The sequence below is a fragment of the Streptomyces sp. NPDC020742 genome, from assembly GCF_040641675.1.
In the GTDB taxonomy this organism is placed as follows: Bacteria; Actinomycetota; Actinomycetes; order Streptomycetales; family Streptomycetaceae; genus Streptomyces.
The window spans coordinates 223,506-243,873 of sequence record NZ_JBFAEA010000010.1 but is presented as its reverse complement, the minus strand read 5'-3'; the positions used below and the strand labels follow the sequence as shown (position 1 = coordinate 243,873).

19 protein-coding genes are annotated in these 20,368 nt (G+C 73.6%); 9 read left to right on the top strand and 10 right to left on the bottom strand.

The annotated features are described in order from the left end of the window. Positions 1-36: 36 nt before the first annotated feature. The 3 genes from AB0G84_RS19890 to AB0G84_RS19880 all read left to right on the top strand — a co-directional run bounded on the left by AB0G84_RS19890 (position 37) and on the right by AB0G84_RS19880 (position 2,483). Positions 37-432 carry a GntR family transcriptional regulator gene (locus AB0G84_RS19890; RefSeq protein WP_361321987.1) on the top strand — a complete coding sequence of 132 codons (396 nt, stop codon included), beginning with the start codon at positions 37-39 and terminating at the stop codon, positions 430-432. Positions 433-468: 36 nt separating this feature from the next. Then, entirely contained in the window at positions 469-1,245 is a 777-nt protein-coding gene (gene ddaH, locus AB0G84_RS19885; protein WP_361321984.1) for a dimethylargininase, read from the top strand. 275 nt (positions 1,246-1,520) lie between these two features. Next, a complete protein-coding gene (locus AB0G84_RS19880; protein ID WP_361321981.1) occupies positions 1,521-2,483 on the top strand; it encodes a pirin family protein in 963 nt (320 codons plus the stop codon). 454 nt (positions 2,484-2,937) lie between these two features. Here the strand turns inward: AB0G84_RS19880 and AB0G84_RS19875 are convergent, their stop codons facing one another. The 5 genes from AB0G84_RS19875 to AB0G84_RS19855 form a co-directional block, all read right to left on the bottom strand. After that, on the bottom strand, positions 2,938-3,348 hold the full coding sequence (locus tag AB0G84_RS19875; protein WP_361321978.1) for a hypothetical protein: 411 nt from the start codon (positions 3,346-3,348) through the stop codon (positions 2,938-2,940). Positions 3,349-3,635: 287 nt separating this feature from the next. Next, positions 3,636-4,229 carry a hypothetical protein gene (locus AB0G84_RS19870; protein ID WP_361321975.1) on the bottom strand — a complete coding sequence of 198 codons (594 nt, stop codon included), beginning with the start codon at positions 4,227-4,229 and terminating at the stop codon, positions 3,636-3,638. 205 nt (positions 4,230-4,434) lie between these two features. Continuing rightward, positions 4,435-5,652 carry a low temperature requirement protein A gene (locus tag AB0G84_RS19865; protein WP_361321972.1) on the bottom strand — a complete coding sequence of 406 codons (1,218 nt, stop codon included), beginning with the start codon at positions 5,650-5,652 and terminating at the stop codon, positions 4,435-4,437. A 67-nt stretch (positions 5,653-5,719) separates the two neighbouring features. Further along, on the bottom strand, positions 5,720-7,018 hold the full coding sequence (locus tag AB0G84_RS19860) for a cytochrome P450 (protein WP_361321969.1): 1,299 nt from the start codon (positions 7,016-7,018) through the stop codon (positions 5,720-5,722). Beyond that, positions 7,015-7,899, bottom strand: a complete 885-nt coding sequence (locus AB0G84_RS19855) for an alpha/beta hydrolase (RefSeq protein ID WP_361321967.1) — start codon at positions 7,897-7,899, stop codon at positions 7,015-7,017. Before AB0G84_RS19855 ends, AB0G84_RS19860 begins: the two co-directional genes overlap by 4 nt. Positions 7,900-8,064: 165 nt before the next feature. Here AB0G84_RS19855 and AB0G84_RS19850 point away from each other — a divergent pair, with 165 nt between their 5' ends. From AB0G84_RS19850 to AB0G84_RS19840, 3 genes are all read left to right on the top strand, one after another. Then, positions 8,065-8,838, top strand: a complete 774-nt coding sequence (locus AB0G84_RS19850; protein WP_361321964.1) for a DUF72 domain-containing protein — start codon at positions 8,065-8,067, stop codon at positions 8,836-8,838. 62 nt (positions 8,839-8,900) lie between these two features. Continuing rightward, positions 8,901-9,194, top strand: coding sequence for an acylphosphatase (locus AB0G84_RS19845; protein WP_361321961.1), 294 nt, complete (start codon positions 8,901-8,903; stop codon positions 9,192-9,194). 486 nt (positions 9,195-9,680) lie between these two features. Beyond that, the gene (locus AB0G84_RS19840) at positions 9,681-11,303 is read left to right on the top strand and encodes an FAD-binding oxidoreductase (RefSeq protein ID WP_361321958.1); all 1,623 of its coding nucleotides are present in this window, start codon (positions 9,681-9,683) and stop codon (positions 11,301-11,303) included. 91 nt (positions 11,304-11,394) lie between these two features. Here AB0G84_RS19840 and AB0G84_RS19835 read toward each other — a convergent pair whose 3' ends face one another. Then, a complete protein-coding gene (locus tag AB0G84_RS19835) occupies positions 11,395-12,507 on the bottom strand; it encodes a DUF5925 domain-containing protein (RefSeq protein ID WP_361321955.1) in 1,113 nt (370 codons plus the stop codon). A gap of 111 nt (positions 12,508-12,618) precedes the next feature. Beyond that, a complete protein-coding gene (locus tag AB0G84_RS19830) occupies positions 12,619-13,713 on the bottom strand; it encodes a GNAT family N-acetyltransferase (RefSeq protein WP_361321952.1) in 1,095 nt (364 codons plus the stop codon). A 293-nt stretch (positions 13,714-14,006) separates the two neighbouring features. Here AB0G84_RS19830 and AB0G84_RS19825 point away from each other — a divergent pair, with 293 nt between their 5' ends. The 3 genes from AB0G84_RS19825 (at position 14,007) to AB0G84_RS19815 (ending at position 16,275) form a co-directional block, all read left to right on the top strand. After that, a complete protein-coding gene (locus AB0G84_RS19825) occupies positions 14,007-14,717 on the top strand; it encodes a YoaK family protein (RefSeq protein WP_361322061.1) in 711 nt (236 codons plus the stop codon). A gap of 216 nt (positions 14,718-14,933) precedes the next feature. Continuing rightward, positions 14,934-15,740, top strand: a complete 807-nt coding sequence (locus AB0G84_RS19820) for an SGNH/GDSL hydrolase family protein (protein ID WP_361321949.1) — start codon at positions 14,934-14,936, stop codon at positions 15,738-15,740. A gap of 271 nt (positions 15,741-16,011) precedes the next feature. Continuing rightward, positions 16,012-16,275 carry a hypothetical protein gene (locus AB0G84_RS19815; RefSeq protein ID WP_361321946.1) on the top strand — a complete coding sequence of 88 codons (264 nt, stop codon included), beginning with the start codon at positions 16,012-16,014 and terminating at the stop codon, positions 16,273-16,275. A 160-nt stretch (positions 16,276-16,435) separates the two neighbouring features. Here AB0G84_RS19815 and AB0G84_RS19810 read toward each other — a convergent pair whose 3' ends face one another. The 3 genes from AB0G84_RS19810 to hmgA all read right to left on the bottom strand — a co-directional run bounded on the left by AB0G84_RS19810 (position 16,436) and on the right by hmgA (position 20,242). Continuing rightward, complete coding sequence (locus AB0G84_RS19810) at positions 16,436-17,692, bottom strand: type ISP restriction/modification enzyme (RefSeq protein WP_361321943.1); 1,257 nt, start codon at positions 17,690-17,692, stop codon at positions 16,436-16,438. A gap of 427 nt (positions 17,693-18,119) precedes the next feature. After that, positions 18,120-18,869, bottom strand: a complete 750-nt coding sequence (locus AB0G84_RS19805) for a GntR family transcriptional regulator (protein ID WP_361321940.1) — start codon at positions 18,867-18,869, stop codon at positions 18,120-18,122. Between the two features lie 14 nt (positions 18,870-18,883). Then, positions 18,884-20,242: a homogentisate 1,2-dioxygenase gene (hmgA, locus tag AB0G84_RS19800; protein ID WP_361321937.1), complete on the bottom strand. Its 1,359-nt coding sequence runs from the start codon at positions 20,240-20,242 to the stop codon at positions 18,884-18,886. Between the last annotated feature and the right edge of the window lie 126 nt (positions 20,243-20,368).

The window sequence follows — 20,368 nt, the reverse complement described above, 5'->3', positions numbered from 1 at the left end:
CGCCCGCCCCGCCACCACCCCCCCCAGGAGCGCCCCGTGTCACCGCAGGCCCCGACCCTCACCCTCACCATCGACCCGGCCTCCGGCATCGCGCCGTTCGAGCAGGTACGCACCCAGATCGCGGACCGGGCCAGGGACGGCGGGCTGCCGGTCGGCTACAAACTCCCCACCGTCCGCGGGCTCGCCGAGGAACTCGGCCTGGCCGCCAACACCGTGGCCAAGGCCTACCGCGCCCTGGAGACCGACGGGGTGATCGAGACCCGTGGCCGTAATGGCAGCTTCATCGCGTCGGCCGGCGAGGCCGCGGACCGGGAGGCCGCGTCGGCCGCCGAGAGCTACGCCCGCCGCGCCCGGCGGCTCGGCCTGGACCACCGTGCCGCCCTCGCCGCCGTCGAGGACGCCCTGCGCGCGACATACGGCGCCGAGGCCTGAGAGGATCCGGTCCCCGACCGGAAGGAGCCATCCCGTATGACCGGCACACAGGCCCTCGTCCGCCGCCCCGGCCCCCGCCTCGCCGAGGGGCTGGTCACCCATGTCGACCGGCGGCCGATCGACCCCGAACTCGCCCTGCGGCAGTGGGAGCAGTACGTCCGCACGCTGCGCGAGCACGGCTGGCGGATCACCGAGGTCGCCCCCGCCGACGACTGCCCCGACGCGGTCTTCGTCGAGGACACCATGGTCATGTTCCGCAATGTCGCACTGCTCGCCCGCTCCGGCGCCGACCAGCGCCGCCCCGAAATGACCGCCGCCCGCGCGGCCGTGGAGGCGCTGGGCTGCTCGGTCAACGAGATCCGCTCGCCCGGCACGTTGGACGGCGGCGACGTCCTCAAGGTCGGCGACACCGTCTATGTCGGCCGCGGCGGCCGCACCAACGCCGAGGGGATCCGTCAACTCCGCTCCGCCTTCGAGCCGTTGGGCGCCCGCGTGGTCGCGGTCCCGGTGACCCGGGTGCTGCATCTGAAGTCCGCCGTGACCGCCCTCCCGGACGGCACCGTCATCGGCTACCCGCCCCTGGTCGACGACCCGGCCGTCTTCCCCCGCTTCCTGCCCGTCCCCGAGGAGGCCGGCGCCCATGTCGTGCTGCTCGGCGGCGGGAAGCTCCTGATGGCCGCAGGCGCCCCGCAGAGCGCCGCACTCCTCACCGACCTCGGGTACCAGCCGGTGGTCGTGGACATCAGCGAGTTCGAGAAGCTGGAGGGCTGTGTCACCTGCCTGTCCGTACGGCTCCGCGAACTCTATGCCTGACCGGCTCTGACGGGCTCTGGCCGGCTCTGACGGGCTCTGACGGTGATGTGCGCTGATGGGTCGTACCTGACCGTTCGTACGTGGCGAGGAAGAGAGGAGACGGCAGGGGCCGGGGGAGGGACCATGGGGGAGACCAAGGGGAGAGACCGGGGGGAGAGAGCAGGGAAGACACAGGCGGGAGCCGTACCGCCGTCCGCGCCCCACTCTCCTGCTGAGCAGTCACCCCACCTGCCCGTCGTCCCGCCGGTGCACCCGCCCGGGCCTATCGTGACGCCATGAGCAACCTCGATCTAAGACCCACGCCCAGCCTGTGCGGCGGCAGCGGGCGCACCGGCCCGGTCCGCGACCTCCAGCCCGGCAAGCAGGTGCCGCTCGGCGAGAGCACCGTCGTGCGCAGGCTGCTACCCAACCTCGGCCGCCGCATGGTCGGCGCCTGGTGCTTCGTCGACCACTACGGTCCCGACGACATCGTCGACCGGCCCGGCATGCAGGTGCCGCCGCACCCGCACATGGGACTGCAGACCGTCAGCTGGCTGCACGCGGGCGAGGTGCTGCACCGCGACAGCCTGGGCAGCCTGCAGACCGTACGGCCGGGGGAGCTGGGCCTGATGACCTCGGGCCGGGCCATCGCCCACTCCGAGGAGTCCCCGCACGGGCACGGGCCGCTGTTGCACGGCGCCCAGCTCTGGGTCGCCCTCCCCGGGGAACACCGCGCCACCGCCCCGCACTTCGAGCACCACGCCGAGCTGCCGCGGATCACCGGGGGCGGCGGGCTCTCCGCCACCGTCGTCCTCGGCGAACTCGACGGCGCCGCCTCACCCGGCACCGTCTACTCCCCGTTGGTCGGCGCCGACCTCACCCTCCGCTCCGGCACCGACACCCGCCTCCCCCTCGACCCCGACTTCGAGTACGCGGCCCTGACCATCTCCGGGGAGACCGAGGTCGACGGCGTCCGGCTGACCCCGGGCTCCCTCCTCTACCTCGGCTGCGGCCGCACCGAACTCCCGCTGCGCGCCCACTCCGACAGCAGCCTGATGCTCCTCGGTGGCGAACCCTTCGAGGAGAAGATCGTCATGTGGTGGAACTTCATCGGCCGCTCCCACGACGACATCGCCGAGGCCCGCGCCTCTTGGATGGCGGGCACCCGCTTCGGCGACGTCCACGGCTACGAGGGCGACCGGCTGCCCGCCCCGGAGCTGCCGCCGGGCGCCCTGAAGGCACGGGGGCGGGTGCGCTGACCTGGTGCTATGCGCCATGAGTGAGGCACTGCCGAGCGCGGCCACGTTCACCCGGCGGGTGCCGATCTGGAGGACTGGCCGCGCGTCAATGCGGCCGCTCCTGGGGTGCGCCGAGGGCTGCGGGTTCAGTCGCCTGTAGCCACATCGGGTCAGCCGACTTGGGCGCATACCACCACCACGTCGACCTCCTCCATTTCTACGAGCGCGACATCGAGGAAGCCGATGCGCTGACCCGCGTGGCAGCGAGCCTGCTGGTGCCCGAACTCTCCACGCCGTAGCAGGGGTTCGAGAAGCTCCTCGACCGGATTGAAGCCGGCGGTGAGACGGGACACCCGGGCTGGGGTGCCATGACGGCCGGGCCCTGTGCCGGACGTTGGCCTTCCTCGCCTGGTTATGGGGAGTGAAGGCCAACGAATCCCCTGGAGGCAACGCTGTAGGCGTTGGCGGCCGACTGTCAGCAGTTCGGCATGTGGGGCACCTTGGGCGCCGCTCCGCGCACGTAGTGGTTGCTCACCCAGGCCGGGTCGCTACCGGTCAGCAGGGTGACCTTCGTCCACCATACGTTTCCCGAGATCTTGCTGGTGTGCCGGTTGGTCTGGCAAAACGCCCGGAGGTTCGTGTTGGACACCCTTTTGAGGACAACGCAATTCGTCCGAGGGCACTCCCGCAGGGCCACCTGCGTGCCCTTGACGTAGATCTTCTTGATGCTGGCCGCTGAGGTGTTGGACGCCGGCATCAGCGCCGCAGTCCCGGCGGCTGTGTGCGGCATACCGCGCGAATCGGCGTGTGCGGGGGCGGCCACGGCAAGGCCGCCGATCAGTGCGGTGCTTGCCGCTAACGCGGCCAGGCGCTTGTGTGTGTTCATGATCGAATCTTCCTTGGCTGTTGAGTGGGCGACCCCTTTCGTCGCGCCGCCCGGCTTCCGACAAACACTTTGTGGGGCGGGCGGGAACGAGTCCAGACATGCCGGGCGAGTTGGGATAAACCTTCGACCAAATTGAGACAGCACGACCACTGACGGCGCCTGCGGACAGGTAGGAGCGTTGTCTGCGGACTTCCTTCCCGCCGACTCTTCGGCCGCGCGGCGCCCACCAGGCGGGAGGTCACTCGTAGAGGGGCGGAACCACGCGAGGCGCCGTGCGCGGAACGGCCCTACCCGACGCGGGCCCCGGCGCTGCGCGCCCGTGCCCGCGCCTCGGGGCTGACGCCTCGTCTGCGGGGGGACATCCGAGCGTCGGCTGCCTCCGGCTGGGCGACCCACAGCAGGTTCCGCAGGCCGGGAGCCGCCACCACGCCCACGTACCGGGGGTCGCCGGCGAACCACGCCGTCGTGACCTGTCCGGACCTCACCGCGCGCACCCAGAAGTGCCGGCCGGTCCCGATCAGGGCGCCGTACCCGAGGCGCACGGACTTCTCCGGGCGTTCGGGGTCCGGCAGGACGAACTGCGTGCCGCCGTTCTTCTTCGACCGGACGTCGACGATGTCCGCCTGCCACGGGTAGACGCGCAGCACCCGGCGGATGCCCGGCAGCGAGGTGGCGGCGACCATCGAGATCAGGGCGTACCAGATGCCGACGCACAGCAGCGGCAGCCACAGCACCAGTAGCCAACGCGGCGTCATGACGACGCTGAACAGCCATGCCGGAAAGCCCAGGAGCCAGCCCAGCACCGCAGCGCATCGGAACAGCACAGTGCGGCGCCAGGCCTGACGTGTGGCCGGGTCCTCCCAGGCCGTCGTGTGGTGCATTCCGGGCGTCACCTCTGTCATCGCTACGGTCATCACTACGGTCCTCAGGGCCGGCCGAACGCCTCGCGTGCGGAGGTGAGTTCCGGGATACCGGAAGGCTTCCGGCAGGAGCGGCGGGAGGGAGGCCGGTGGTGGGAAGGCCCGGTGTTGGGGAAGGCCGTCCGCCCTCACCGTACGCGGCACCGCGGCACCGGCGTCCGGCCGGTCACGCCGGTGCCGGACGGTGGGCCGGAGCGCGTGCCGACTCCACGGCCACCACTGCCAGCAGCAGGGCGGCGAGGGACGCCACGGCGAGCAGGGCCGGCAGGGCGTGGGCCAGGGGGACGGCGGCCAGGGACGCGACCGCTGCGGTCAGTTGCGGGACCGAGGGGCGGGCGGCGCTGATGTGTTGGATGGCGGGGCCGGCGGCGAGGTAGGCGGCGACTCCGCCGTAGAGCGCGACGAGCGCGGGCCAGGGAAGCGGGGAACTCAGGTCGCGGATGCCGCTCTGGCCACCTTGCAGCACGCCGACCAGCTGCTCCAGTCCAAACGCCACATAGACCACCCCGGCGACCAGGGGGAAGTGCAGCAGGTCGTAGGCGTGCCGGGCCAGAGGGACGCGGTCGGTGCCGTGCAGCAGCCCGAGCCGGTGCTCCAGCGGCGGGCTCACGAAGGAGAAGTAGAGCCACCACAGGCCGACCGTGAGGGCGATGCAGGTCAGTGCGGACAGCAGGATGGGCAGATTGAGTGCGATGTGCGCGCCCGACTGGTTCGCGCTGACCCCGTCGCCGAAGGAGATCAGCAGCTCGCCGAGGGCGATGATGACGATCAGGCCGTGCCGCTCGGCGAAGTGCGAGGGGCTGTGCAGGCGCCAGCCGCCCGTGGGCGGGGTCACCCGCGGGACCACCCAGTCGGCGGCGGCCGCCAGCCCCCACAGCACCAGTTGGACGACCCCGCCGAACAGCGCCCCCACGACCAGGGCGAGCCCGGTGGCGGAGGCCCGGGCGAGGGCCCGGCGCAGGTGGTGGTGCATCGCCGGGTCGCCGGCGGCGACGTAGAACGCGAGCCCGAAGTAGCAGGCGCGCACCGCCAGGAACCCGCACACGAAGACCGCCGGGGTGTACAGCCCGCCGGGTGCGTCGTGCCAGGACTCCTGGATGGCCAGGGCGGTGACGAACAGCGCGGCCATGGCCAGCGCGAAGCCGATCCGCATGGGCAGGGTGTCGGCGTGGGCCTGATTGCCCAGCCAGGCGTACGCCGACCACACCCACCACAGCAGTGTCAGCAGGATCAGGCCCTCGGCCAGCCCCCGCCAGGCGTGGCCCCGGTGGAGGAACACCGTCATCTGGATGAGCGCGAAGACGAAGACCAGGTCGAAGAGCAGCTCGACGAGCGTTGCCCGGTGTCCCGGGGCGGGCGCGATCGGTCGGCGGGGGGCGGCCACGGAACTGACGATAGGTCACCGGGCGCCACCCGCCGGGGAGCCACCGGGCCCGCTCCGCCCGTGGCGGCTACCCGTCGGCGTCCTCCGTCACCCGCAGTGGCAGGGACTTCAGCCCGTGGATGAAGTTGGACACCAGCCGTCGGGGCGGGGCGGCCAGGGTGAGGGCGGGCAGCAGCCGGCAGGTCTCCTCGTAGAGGGTGCGCAGCTGGAGGCGGGCGAGGTGGGCGCCCAGGCAGAGGTGCGGGCCGTCGCCGAAGGAGACGTGCGGGTTGGGGGTGCGGGTGAGGTCGAGGCGGTGCGGGGTGGCGAAGACCCGGTCGTCGTAGTTGGCCGAGCCGTGGAAGACCACGACCTTGTCACCGGCGCGGATGCGGCGGCCGGCGAGGTCGGTGTCGTGGGCCGCGGTGCGGCGGAAGCTGAGGACCGGGGGGTGCCAGCGCAGCAGTTCCTCCACGGCGGGCGTCGGCACCGTCCCTCCGGTGCGCAGCCCCTGGTACGCGTCCGGATGGCCGGCCAGGGCCAGCAGGCCGCCGGGGGCCGCGCTGCGGACGGTGTCGTTGCCCGCGATGGTCAGCAGGAAGAAGAACATCTCCCGTTCGGGCGCGGTGAGTTCGGGGTCGGTGGCCAGGGCGGTCAGCACGTCGTCGGCGGGGTGACGGCGCTTGTGGGCGGCCAGCTCCCTCGCGAAGGCGAACATGTCCTGGAGCATCGCGGGGGAGCGGGGGTTGGCGGGGCGGCCGTCCGGGCCGGCCGCCGGCGGGCCCGCCTCGTCCGGGTCCTGGTAGCCGATGACCCGGCGGGTCCAGTCCAGCAGCAGGCCCCGCTCACCGGGCGGTACGCCCAGCAGGTCGGCGAGGTTGAGCAGGGCGTAGTCGTCCGTGACGTGGGTGACCAGGTCGAACACGCCCGTTCCGGCGCGGGCGGTGCGGGCGGCCGTGCCCAGGAGGCCCTGGGCACGGGCCCGGATCGCGGCCTGGAAGCGGTCCACCCGGCGGCGGGTGAAGGCGCGGCTGACCAACCGTCGCAGCCGGCCGTGGTCCGGCGGGTCCTGGTTGAGCATCATGCTGCGCAGGAACGGTAGGTCCGCGGGGTCCGGATCGCGGATCTGGGTGGCGCCCAGGGAGGAGGAGAAGGTGCGGGCGTCCCTCAGGACCCGTACCACGTCGCGGTGCCGGGTCACCGCCCAGAAGCCGGGGCCGGCGGGCCAGCCCAGCACCTCGGGCTCCTCCTGCCAGGCCACCGGGTGCCGGTCGCGCAGCACCCGGTAGGCGTCGTGCGGCAGCCCGTCCGCATAGCCGCGGGGGTCGAAGACGTCCGGTACGGCGGGGACGTTCGGGGTCGTGCTCTCGGGGGCGGGCCCGCTCATCGGGCCACGACTCCGCGGCCCTCGTCCGCCCCGTCCCCGTCCCGGTCCCCCTCGCTGTCCCGGTTCCCCTCGCTGTCCCGGTCGTCTTCCCCGTGCCTGCCGCCGTCGTCGTCGCCGTCGGCGCGCAGGAAGTCCTCCACCGCCCGGATCAGGTCCAGCGGCGCCTCGTCCATCGCGTAGTGCCCGGCCGATGGAAGTTCGATCAGGGTGCCGCGGGTGTACCAGCGCAGCCAGGTCTGCCGGGCCAGTTCGGCGGTCAAGGCGGGGTCCAGCGCACCGGTCACCGCCAGCGCCGGCACCGCCGAGCCCTCGACCTCGGCGGCGAAACCCTCCCCGGCCCAGGAGTCCAGCCAGGCCCGGAACGCCTTGGGCTCGCTGCGCTCCAGGGACCGACGCACCATCCGGTCCAGCCAGGCCGCGGGCCGCCGCCCGCCGGTGGTGACGTCCAGGATGGTCCGCCGGCTGTCCGGGGCGTGCGCCGCGGAGGCGAACAGCTCCCACTGCGGCGGCGGCAGCGGCAGCCCGGAGGCGGGCACCGGCGAGATGCCGACCAGCCGGCGCACCCTGCGCGGCGCGGCGGCCAACACCCGCTGGGCGACGCTGCCGCCCATCGAGTGACCGACCAGCGAGAAGCGGTCCCAGCCCAGCCGGTCGGCCAGCGCCAGGACGTCCTCCGCGCCCTCGGCGGTGGTGTACGCGCCGGGGACGTCCTGCGCCTGGCCGTAGCCGCGCAGGTCGACCAGCGCGTACTCGAAGGAGTCCCGGTCGAGGTCGGGCAGCACCGGGTCGAACGCGGACCGGTCGGCGAACCAGCCGTGTACGGCGACGACCTTGTGCGGTCCCGTGCCGTACCGGACGTGAGGCAGGACGAAGGAAGCCACGCGCACTCCAAGGGGCTCGGGGAACCGGGCGCGCCGGGGGACCCCGGCCGCCGTCGGCGGTCGCCTGACGACCACAGTGGCCGTAACGTCCGTGCCCCGCAAGGGCGTCCACGGCGCGCCGGCGGGCTGGTAGCGCGCGTCGCCGGGCGGGCAGGCATCGCGGGCATGACCGTCCTCGTGGGAACCTCCGGCTGGCAGTACCGGGACTGGCGCGACGTCCTCTACCCGCAGGGCCGCCCGCAGCGGCTGTGGCTGGAGGAGTACGCACGCCACTTCGCCACCGTCGAGAGCAACGCCGCCTTCTACCGGCTGCCCGAGGAGAAGACCTTCGCCGATTGGCGGGACCGGACCCCCGACGGGTTCGTGATGGCGGTCAAGGCCAGCCGCTACCTCACGCACATCAAGCGGCTGGCCGACCCGGCGGAGCCGGTGGCGCGGCTGATGGCGCACGCCGCCGCCCTCGGTCCCCGACTCGGACCGGTCCTGCTGCAACTCCCGCCCACCCTGCGGGCGGACGCCGGGCTGCTGGACGCCTGCCTCGGCTGCTTCCCGGCCGGGAGCCGGGTGGCCGTGGAGCCCCGCCACGACTCGTGGTGGACCCCCGGGGTCCGAGCGGTCCTGGAGCGGCACGGCGCCGCACTGTGCTGGGCGGACCGGGGGTCCCGGCCGGTGACGCCGCTGTGGCGGACCGCCGACTGGGGGTATCTGCGCCTCCACGGGGGCCGCGCCCGGCCCTGGCCCCGCTACGGCGGGCAGGCGCTCGCCGCGTGGGTGCGGCGGATCGCCCGCACCTGGCCCGACGGGGCCGACGTCCACGCCTACTTCAACAACGACCAGGGCGGCGCGGCCGTCCTCGACGCCATCGCCTTCGCCCGCGCCGCCGCGGCCGCGGGCCGCTCCGTCAGCCGGACGCCGCCCGGGCGTGGCGCCGCCCGCTGACCGCGGCACGGGGATATATCTGCGCGGGTACCGCCCGGGCGAGCGAACGAGGTGAGGCACGGATGATCCGCAGGCGAGTGGTGGTCTCCGGACGCGTGCACGGTGTGTTCTTCCGCGACACCTGCCGGCGCACGGCCGAGGAGCACGCGGTCGCCGGCTGGGTGCGGAACCTGCCGGACGGGACGGTGGAGGCGGTGTTCGAGGGGGAGCCGGAGGCGGTGCGGAGGCTGGTCGAGTGGGCGCGCTCCGGGCCGCCGATGGCGCGCGTGGACGGGGTGGCGGTGACCGAGGAGGAGCCGGGGGAGCCCGAGGGGCTGTGGGGCTTCGAGATCCGACGGACTCCCGGGGGGCCGTAGGCGCGGTGCTTGCGGGGTGAGGTCCGATGGGGGAGCCGGGGTGCCGGGCTGTCCGGGTGCGGCCCGATGGGGGTGCCGGGCTGTCCGGGTGGGGTCGGCCAGGTGGTGCGGAGCCTTCCGGGAGCGGCCCGTCGGATGATGCCGGGAGGTCCGGGCGTGGCCCACCGGGCAGTGCCGGCCCGTCCGGGGGCGGCCCGCCAGGCGATGCCGGGCGATGCCGGGCCGTCCGGGCCCGCCGTACCGCTCGATAGCGATATCTCTATCGATGCCGCCGACCCGGCTATGCATGCCCCGAACCTTCCCGCCGGTCCGTAGGGTGACGGGCACGGCGGAGAGTGCCGTCTCGCCGGAGATGGGGGAGGCCGCGGGGGCTGGGGGAGAGGCTCCGCCGCGGGTGTGCCGTGCGCCGACGCGCGTACGCCACCAGGGCACCTGCCGGACGACCCCGTCCCGGGGAGCAGTGCCCACGGGAGGGACAGCCAGCACATGAGCGGTGGAACAACGGGGGAAGCCGGCGGGGGGACCGCGGCAGCGGCGGACGGCACCGGACGGTACCGGCGCGCGGCGACGACGGTGGTGACGGCGGCCGACAAGCAGTACGCCGACGTCACCAGCGGGCTCAACCAGCGCTACATCGGCCGGCCCGAAGCGGTCCGTATCGTCACCACGACAGGGCAGGTGGTCGACGCCGTCCAGGAGGCCGTGGACGAGGGCAAGCGACTCAGCATCCGGTCGAGCGGACACTGTTACGAGGACTTCGTCTTCCACCCGGACGTACAGGTCGTCCTGGACATGTCGGGGATGGACGAGATCGGCTACGACCCCGAGCACAACGCCTTCGCCATCGGGGCGGGGGCGACCATCCTCAAGACCTACCAGACCCTCTACCCGGAGTGGGGCGTGGCCGTCCCGGCCGGCTTCTGCTACTCGGTCGCCATGGGCGGGCATGTGAGCGGCGGCGCCTGGGGACCGCTGTGCCGGCAGCACGGCCTGGTCGTCGACCACCTGCACGCGGTCGAGGTGGTGGTGGTCGACGCCGCGGGGCGGGCCCGTGCGGTGGTCGCCACCCGGGACGTCCGCGATCCGCACCACGACCTGTGGTGGGCGCACACCGGGGGCGGCGGCGGGAACTTCGGGGTCGTCACCCGCTACTGGTTCCGCTCACCCGGAGCCCGGGGCCGCGACCCGCGCGGGCTGCTGCCCAAGCCGCCGGGCGAGCTGCTGGTCAGTGCGGTCAGCTGGCCGTGGAGCGAGCTGAGCCAGGAGGAGTTCGTCCGGCTGGCGCGGAACTACGCGCAGTGGCACGTGGACCACGTCGCGCCCGACGACCCGCACCGCGCCCTGATCAGCCAGATGGTGCTGGCCCACCGCTCCGCCGGCCAGATCGGCATGCTCGCGATGGTGGACGCCTCGGCCCCGCATGCCGAGCGGATGCTCACCGACTACCTGCGTCGGATCAACGACGGCATCGGGGTCGAACACGGCCCGCTCACCCGGCACATGGGAGACCTGCCCGCCATGCCGCAGTTCGCCGCGCCCCGGAAGTTGCCGTGGCTCCAGGCGATCCGGATGATCGGCACCACCAACGGCACCCTCAACGACCCGACGCTGCGCGCCGAGTACAAGTCGTCCTTCATGCGCGCCGACTTCCCCGACCGTCAGCTGGCGGCGCTGTACCGGCACCTCACCCGCGACGACCTCGGCAACCCCAGCGCCGCGGTACAGATGACGTCCTACGGCGGCCGGATCGGCGCGGTCGCCCCCGGCGCCACCGCGATTCCGCACCGCGCGGCGGCCTTCAAGATGCAGTGGCAGATCTTCTGGAACGACGCCGCCGACGACGAGGCGTGTGTGAACTGGGCGCGGGAGTGCTACGCGGAGGTGTACGCGGACACCGGCGGCGTCCCGGTGCCCAACGAGGTGACCGACGGCGCGTACGTCAACTACCCGGACATCGACCTCAGCGACCCCCGCTTCAACACCTCCGGGGTGCCCTGGCACGACCTCTACTACAAGGAGAACTATCCCCGGCTACAGCGGATCAAGCAGCACTACGACCCGCTGAACGTCTTCCGGCACGGTCAGTCCGTGCAGCGGCCCGGGGCCTGAGCGGCGGCCGACCGCGCCCGCCGGACCGTTCACCGGACCGGTGCCGCCGGACCACCGGCCGGACCGCACTCCCCCACCGCACTCCCGCACCTCACAGGTACAGCCCCGCGTCGGCCCCGGTGTCCTGGGCCGGAACCGATGCGGGGCCCGTGCCGCGGCGGAGCGCGTACAGCTCGGCGAGCGAGGCACCGTCACGGCCGATGCCGCGGTCGGTGCCCAGCCAGCCGACCGCCTCGGCACGGGTCAGCGGGCCCACCTCGATCCGGGCCAGACAGCGGCCGGGGCGCACCACCGCCGGGTGCATCCGCTCCAGGTCTTCGTTGGTGGTCACCCCGACCAGGACGTTGCGGCCCTGGCCGAGCAGCCCGTCGGTGAGGTTCAGCAGCCGGGACAGCGCCTGGCCCGCTGCGTGCTTGGCCTCCCCGCGGATCAACTCGTCGCAGTCCTCCAGGAGCAGCAGCCGCCAGCGGCCCCGGCCCGTGGCGTCGTCCTCCCCGATGGCGATGTCCATGAGGTAGCCGACGTCGTTGAACAGCCGCTCCGGGTCCAGCACGCAGTCCACCTGGCACCACTCGCGCCAGGAGCGGGCGAGGGTGCGCAGGGCGGAGGTCTTGCCGGTGCCGGGCGGGCCGTGCAGCAACAGCAGCCGGCCGGCGATCTCCTCGGGCGCCACCTTCATCAGCCGGTCCAGCGCCTCGGCGACCGGCGCGGTGTAGTTGGGCCGGACCTCCTCCCACGTCCCGGCCGAGATCTGCCGGGAGGTGCGGTGCGGCCCGCGGCGCGGCGAGAAGTACCAGAACCCCATCGGGACGGTCTCCGGCCGCGGGTCCGGCTCGTCCTGCGCCCCGTCCACGGCCTGCCCCAGCACCTTCTCGGCCAGCTCGTCGGTGACGGCGGTGACCGACACATCGGCGCCGCGGTTCCAGCGGGAGACCAGCACCGTGTAGCCGTCGCCCTCGGCGAGGGTGGCGCTGCGGTCGTCGTCCTTGGCCGAGCGCAGGATCCGGGCGCCCGGCGGCAGCAGCGTCCGCCCGGACTTCACCCGGTCCATCGACCGGCTGCGGGAACAGGGCTGCTCGCCCTTGGCGAACCGGCCCAGGAAGAGCGCGTCGATGACATCGGCCGGTGCATCGCTGTCGTCCATCGTCAGACGGAGCGGAAGAGACTCTTCCGTGGCGGACGGTGGGACCTGGTCGGCACACATGCCGCCATGATCTGCCACCGGGCCCGCCGCGTGCACGGATTTTCCCGGGCCGGCCCCCGAACGGGGTGCGGCGCCCGGGGATCCGGCCGCCTCGCGCGCCGGGGCCACGGCTCAGCCCCGCGCCCGGATCCGGCCCGCCTGCCGGAACAGCCGGTCGGCCGCGTCGCGCAGCTCCGGGCGGGCCAGTACGGCGGAGCGCAGCGCCCGCCGCGACGCCCGGTGCGCCCAGTGCCCCAGCGCGACCGGGTGCGGCCGCATCACCCACCCCTCGGCGACGCGGAGTTCCCGGGTCTTCATCGAGTCCTTGTACTCGGCCTCGCCGCGCCCCATGTCGAGGTAGTCCATCGACGCCGCGGCGGCGGCCTCGGCCATCCGCAGGTGCAGCACCAGGCCCGGCGAGTACTTCGCATAGGCCGGGTCGTACGCCGGGAACCAGCAGGACAGCACGGACCGGGTGCGCGGCCCGAAGTGCGCCGCGATCGGCCGGTCACCGGCGTAGAGCACCGACAGCAGGCCCGCGAAGGAGTCGGTGCGGGTGTGGAAGAGCTCCCGGACCAGCCGCACGATCCAGGCCTGGGCGAAGCGGTCGCTGCGCCCCGTCCTGCGGTACTGCGCGGACTTCCACCGGGCGAGGGTGCGCAGCGCCTCCGGGTCCCGCTCGTCGTGGACGTAGCGCACCGGGCCGGCGTTGCGGCCGAGCTTGCGTTCCTTGGCGAGGGTGGTCCGCAGGAACTTCGGCGACTGCGCCCGGAGCCGCTCCAGATACGCCTGGTAGCCCTGGTCCACATCGATGACGGGCGAGGCGTGCGGCTGCCAGGAGCCGTTGTCGAAGGGGCGCTGGTCCGCGACGAGGTGGTCGAACTCCAGCACCGACAGTCCGCAGGCGCGCAGCAGCTCCCGGGCGTCCCAGCGCAACCCGGGCCGGTGCACCAGCCCCTGGGCGTCCGAGACGCCCAGACCGATCGCCCGGCCCACGCCGAGCGGTGAACGGTGGAAGGGCAGGAACGCCGCCGGCCGGCCGCCCTCCCGGAGCACCGCGATCCGCACCCCGCTCCGGCACCGGCCGACGGCCAGGGCGAACTCGGGGGCGAGGAAGGGGTTCGCCAGTTGGGGCGCGCCCGCGGATGGGGCCTCGGACTGCAGGGCGGTCCAGGCGGCCCGGTCGGCCGCGCTCAGATCTCGGGGGTGGTGCACGGTGATGTCCACGTCAGGCCGTCCGTTCCACGGCGGTACGGCCGGCCGGCCGGGCGGCGTACGGGCCGCCGTCCGCCGCTCCGTCCCGGGAAATGCTGGGGGTGTGCATGGGCACTTCTGCCTCCCGTAGGCGCCGGATGCCGGGCCGCGATGCGAGGGGCGCGCCGGCACCGTCCCGACAGTACGGCGCGGCGGACGGGGGCGCGCCGAGGCGGGGCGGGGGCGCCCACAGACGGCGCAATGCCCCCGGGGGCCGTCGTGCGCCCGGACACTGTGAGGGCATCCCCGCGGAAGGAGCCGGGTTGGTGGAGCCGCCGGGCGGAATCCCGCTGACGGTGATCATGGTGGGGCTCACCGTGGCCACCGGTGTGCTGGACGCCGTCAGCTTTCTGACGCTGGGTCAGGTGTTCACCGCCACCCAGACCGGCAATCTGCTCTTCCTCGGCTTCGGCATCGCCGGTCAGGGCGGGCTGCCGGTGGTCGCCACGGCCGTCTCGCTCGGCGCCTTCGTGCTCGGGGCGGCCCTGGGGGCCCGGCTGGAGTCCACGCTCGCCCGGTACCGCAAGCCGTGGTTCCCGGCCGCGCTCGCCGCGGAGGCGGCGCTGCTGGCCGCCTCGGCGGCGGCCGCCTGGGAGTCGGGGCCGGCCAAGGGGCTGCCCCCGGGCCGGCGCTATGTGGTCGTCGGGCTGATGGCGCTGGCGATGGGTATGCGGAACGTCACCGCCATGCGGGTCGCGACCCCGGACCTCACCACCACTGTGGCGACCCGCGCGATGACGGCACTGGTCAGCGGCTCCCGGCTGGGGCGCGACAAGCGGCTGGGGTACGGCACGCACGCCGAGAACCGCCGGCTGTCCTCGGTCGGGGCGATGTTCGCCGGTGGCCTGCTGGGTGCCGGGCTGATCGGCCTGGGCACCCGTCCCACGCTGGTGATCCTGCTGGTGGCGGTGTTCATCGCGGCGGTGGCGCTGCTGGTGCCCGGCCTGTCGCAGCGCCGGCACGGAGTTGGAAGCTGAGCCGGCGTCAGCGAGTCGGAGGGCCCGGCGTACCTACGGCACGGGGGAGCTGAGGCAGCGTCATGATGCCGTGGGTCGGAGGTGGGACCAGGGTGAGCATCCGCCCGAACCGGCAGATTTGCCGTGAACTCTGCACCAGTTTTGGCATGGACACTTCCGGCTACCGGCGAGTCTTGCTACGAGGGATGTGGCAGAGATCCTGCTAAGGGAGGTTCCATGAGACTGTCCCGATTCGCGGCCTTGATGTCCGCCTTCTCCGTCACCTCGGCGCTCGCGCTCACCGGCGCGAGCGCCGCCGCGTCCGCCCAACTCCCCTCCGCAACCGGCTATGTGGCACTCGGCGACTCGTACTCCTCGGGCGTCGGCGCCGGCAGCTACGACAGCTCCAGCGGCTCCTGCAAGCGCAGCAGCAACGCCTACCCGGTCCTCTGGAAGGCCGCACACGCCCCCTCGTCCTTCGCCTTCACCGCCTGTTCCGGGGCCCGAACGGGTGATGTGGTGAGCAGTCAGCTCGGCCCGCTCAACAGCTCCACCGGTCTGGTCAGCATCACCATCGGCGGCAATGACGCCGGATTCGCCGACACCATGACGACCTGTGCGCTCCAGGGTGAGAGCGCCTGCCTCGCCCGCGTCGCCCAGGCTAGGACCTACATCGACGCCACGCTGCCCGGCCGGCTCGACACCGTGTACGACGCGATCGCCCAGAAGGCCCCGAACGCCCGTGTGGTGGTGCTGGGCTACCCCCGCTTCTACAAGCTGCGCGGCACCTGCATCGCCGGGCTCTCCGAGAAGTCCCGGTCCGCGATCAACGCCGCGGCCGACGCCATCAACGGCGTCACCGCCAAGCGCGCCGCCGACCACGGCTTCGACTTCGCCGATGTCAACACCACCTTCGCCGGTCATGAGCTGTGCTCCGGCAGCGCCTGGTTGCACAGTGTGACGCTCCCCGTCCAGGAGTCCTACCACCCCACCAGCTCGGGTCAGTCCGGCGGCTACCTCCCGGTGTTCGCCGACGCTGCGTGACGCTCCCCTCACCGGCGGGGAGGGGTCGGGAGATTCCGGACCCCTCCCCGCGCCGTCCCGCACCCCTCCGGGCGCCGGGGCACCCTCCGTCCATCCGCCCGACGGTTGCTCAACTCGCCCTGCTACGCCCCTCGTAGGTGACATTCCGTATGGTGTGCGTCAACGTCAAGGCGAGGCAGGTGAATCCGTTGACCGGTCGGCACGCGTGTCCTCCGAGAGAGATAGGGTTACCCTGCCCGGGCCGGGTGCCCTCGTAAGGGTGGGGAGAGTCATGGAACAGATAACAGTGCGTAGCAGGGCGAGAGTCCCTGCCATCAGTTGCCGGAGCAGTGCGACCAGCGCGCGCCTCGACCGCCATCTCGCGGTGTTGGGTGGACCTGCCATCCCGCAGCGGGAGACGGAGGGCGCGGCATCGCTGATGCAGGAGCTCACGGCGCGCGATCATGTGCGGATGAGGAACGGCCGCGGCGCCCGGGTGTCGCTGTTCGCCCCGCTGCGCAGGCTGCGCCGCTCGCTCTTCGGGGGACACGGCTGAGTCGTCCCCCTTGCTTCCCAAGCGGCACCTCGGGCGGCCGGCCCGTCCCCGCCCGGCCCGCCGCCTGACCACCCGTCACCTGGTGACGGGTGGTTCTTTCCTCTACGGGGCCGGGCCCCGCGCCGTCGGGCGGTCCGGTCGGACACCGCGGGCGGCCGGCTCACAGCAGCGCACACTGGCCCTCCGGGCCCTCCTCCTGGTGGTCGAGGACGGAGGCCGGACGGCGCGCTGACGGCGGCACCGGGAGGACACCGTCCGCCCGCAGCAGGTCTGCCGTCAGCTGCGGCCCGTCCATGGCGAGTCCGGCCAACTCCGCGCGCTGTGGATCCAGTTCGGCCAGCAGGGCCAGTACGGTGATCAGCTCCAGCAGCTCTGAGGTCCACTGCTGGGGCCAGTCGGCGGGGCGCAGCGCCGCCAGTGAACCGGGCTCGGGCGGCGTCGCCCCGTCCGCCACGGCGCCGCCGCGCTCGGCGAACCACGCGGCCAGGACGCGGACCCCGCCCGCCTGGTAGTCCCATGCACCGGCCGGCACCGGCGCGATCCGGCCGCTGCCCAGCAGCAGCGCCTCCTCCGCCCGGTCGTAGTCGAGGGTCTGCGGCAGCCCGCTGACGGGGAGCGCGGTGCGCACGTAGGGCCGGCGCCCGCCCGGCATCCGGGGCCGCTCACCGGAGCCGGCGCCCCCACCGGGGACGTACGCACCCCGGGTGCCCAGCCACAGCAGCCGCTCGCCCAGTGCCACGCCGCGGCCCCACAGCGCGGGGTCGGCGGGGAGCGGCACCACCGCGCCGTCGGGGGAGGGGTGGGCGGCGGCAACCGCCCAGGCCAGCAGGTCCGTCGGGCCGGCCGGGAGGCCCAGGTGGCGGCCGAGCGCGGCGAGCAGGCCCGGTGCGAGGTTAGGCTCCCGGCCGCCGGGTCGCCGGTAGAGCGGATGGATCCGGCCGGGCCGGCCGGCCGGGGAGCGCCCGTCGGGCAGCAGTGCCGAGCACCCCACCACCGGGCCCGGTGCCGGCGGGGCCGGCCCCCAGTCGACCGCGTACCGCTGGTGGTCGTCGGCCACCCGCCACAGCTCGGGCCGGGCCAGGTCGATCAGCCGGTGGTCGGGCAGCAGCCACTGCGGGTCGAAGCCGCCGTGCAGGATGCGCACCGGTTCGGGGCACGGCCCGCTCGCCCGGTACAGCCGGGTGGTCGCGGTGGCCTGGCCCGGCAGCTGGCCGACCGCGGAGTACAGCGTCCGGGCCCGGGACGGCCCGAACAGCCGCTCGCGGTCCGCCGCGTCCCCGGCCTCCACCAGCGCCCGCCACCGGGCGCGCAGGGTGGCCGGGTCCGGCGACCGGACCCAGGACCGGCCGAGCCGCAGCGGCGCCACCGACCAGGGCATGAGATCGGACAGCCGTGGCGCGTCCTGCTTCGCCGTCACGCGGAGCCCCTCCCGGACCGTTCGGTTCGACCCGGGCATGGTATCCACGGGCCCGGCGGCGGTACCCCCCGTCCGCCGGTCCGTCCGCCTTACGGGGCGGAGCCGGTACGGTGCGCCCGCTGTGGGGGCTGACCCCGATGATCCCGCTGCGGTGCCCGGGCGCGACGCTGCCGGGGGCGCGTACCACCGGGCGCGGTCGGGGTGCTGGACATCGACGCGGTCTGGCGGGCCGAGCACCCGCATCCGGCCCTGCCCCGGCTGCTCACGACCTGCGCGGAGCTATGGCAGGGAGAGCAGGGAGAGCAGGGAGAGGCGGGAGTGGCGGGAGAGGCGGGGGAGCAGGCGGAGCCGGGGAAGCCAGGTAAGTCGGGGAAGTCGGGGAAGCCAGGGAAGGGGGCAGGAGCAGGCGCGGCCGGCGGCGCCGGGGTCAGTGGGCGTCCAGGGTGACCGTGAAGGAGAAGCGGTCGCCGCGGTAGTGGATCCGGGCGACATCGACCGCCCGGCCGTCCTCGTCGTAGGTGACGCCCGTGTAGTGCAGGATCGGGCTGAGCAGCGGGACCTGGAGCAGCCGGGCGGTGTCCGGGTCGGCCAGCCGCGCCTCGACGGTGTCGGTGATCCGGCTGATCCGTACGCCCACCGCGTCCCGCAGCACCTTCGTCATCGGCCAGCGCAGCAGGTCCGCCGGGTCGATCCGCGCCGCGACCTCGGGGTGGACGTAGTTGCGCGCGTGGTTGGTCGGCTCAGCGGTCGCCTCGTCGCTGCGCAGCCGGGTGTAGCCGGCCACCTCGGCCAGGTCCGGGAAGTACTCGGCCAGTTCGGCGGGCACCGCGGCCGGTCCGTGCTCTAGCAACTCGGTGCGCATCCCGGACTGCTGGGCCACGATGGCGTCCACCGAGCCCAGCAGCCGCACGGGTGCCCCGCGGCGGGCGCTGGGTTCGATGAAGGTGCCGCGCCGTCGGTGCCGGCTGATCAGGCCCTCGGACTCCAGCTCCTTGAGGGCCTGGCGCATGGTCAGCACGCTGACGCCGTAGTGCTCGGCGAGCGCGTCCTCGGTCGGTAGCCGCAGCGGCGCGTCGGGCGAGCGGCCCAGTATGGAGGCGCGCAGCGACTGCGAGACCTGGTACCACAGCGGCAGCTTGCGGTTCAGGTCGAGCGAGTCGGGAGCGAAGGTGGTCACGGGGGTTCCCGGTGTCACGGACGGAAGTGGCGCTGGAGACCCTGCCATACGTCGTCGTAACCGCGCTGGAGGTGTCCGGCGTCCCGGGCCTGCTCGGTCAGGGTCAGCGGCCAGCGGGTCTCGAACATGAAGGCCAGCCCGTCGTCGATCTTCTGCGGGGCCAGTTCGGCGGCGCTGGCCCGGTCGAAGGTCTCCCGGTCGGGTCCGTGCGCGGACATCATGTTGTGCAGCGAGCCGCCACCGGGGACGAACCCCCCTTCCCCGGCCGTCTTGGCGTCGTAGGCGCCCTCGATCAGGCCCATGTACTCGGTCATCACATTGCGGTGGAAGTACGGCGGCCGGAAGGTGTCCTCGCCCACCAGCCAGCGCGGTGCGAACACCACGAAGTCCACGCCCGCCAGGCCCGGGGTGTCGGAGGGCGAGGTCAGCACGGTGAAGATCGACGGGTCGGGGTGGTCGTAGCTGATCGAGCCGATGACGTTGAACCGCCGCAGGTCGTAGACGTAGGGGACGTGGTTGCCGTGCCAGGCGACGACGTCCAGCGGCGAGTGGTCGTAGGTGGCCGTCCAGAGGTTGCCGCAGAACTTGTTGATCACCTCGACGGGTCCCTCGACGTCCTCGTAGGCGGCCACCGGCGCCCGGAAGTCCCGGGCGTTGGCCAGGCCGTTGGCGCCGATCGGCCCGAGGTCGGGCAGTTGGAAGGGCCGGCCGTAGTTCTCGCAGACATAGCCGCGGGCGGTCGGGGCCGGCCCGCCGTCGGTCGCGGCGTCCAACAGCTCGACCCGGAAGCGCACCCCGCGCGGGATCAGCGCCACCTCGCCCGGTTCGACGCGCAGCAGGCCGAGTTCGGTGCGCAGCAGCAGGGCGCCCTGCTCCGGCACGATCAGCAGCTCGCCGTCCGCATCGCCGAACACCCGCCGCTCCATGGAGGCGTTGGCGTGGTAGAGGTGGACGGCCATGCCGGTGCGCTGGGTCGCGTCGCCGTTGCCGCCGAGCGTCCACAGGCCGTCCAGGAAGTCCGTGGGCGCCGTCGGGGCCGGCAGCGGGTTCCAGCGCAGCCGGTTGGGGTCGGGGGCGCAGTCGGTGAACGGCGCCGAGCGGACCGCGCCCTGCTCGGCGCGGACGAACGGCGGGTGGGCGGCCGACGGGCGGATGCGGTAGAGCCAGCTGCGGTGGTTGTGGTCACGGGGCTCGGTGAACGCCGATCCGCTCAGCTGCTCCGCGTACAGGCCCAGCGGCGCCCGCTGGGGGGAGTTGCGGCCCACCGGCAGCGCTCCGGGGACGGCCTCCGAGCTGTGCTCATTGCCGAAGCCGGTGGCGTACGCCAGTGCCTCGGCGGTCTTCCTCGCCTGCTCGTTGCCCGTGCCTGCCATCGCGTGCTCCTGCCGCTCAAGGAATCCTATGCAAGACCTTAGGATTGCCGGGCGGGGCCGTCAACGGAGACTCCCGGCCGTGCCGACCGGATCCCGACGCCGGCCCGCGGGGCGCCACCGGCCGGT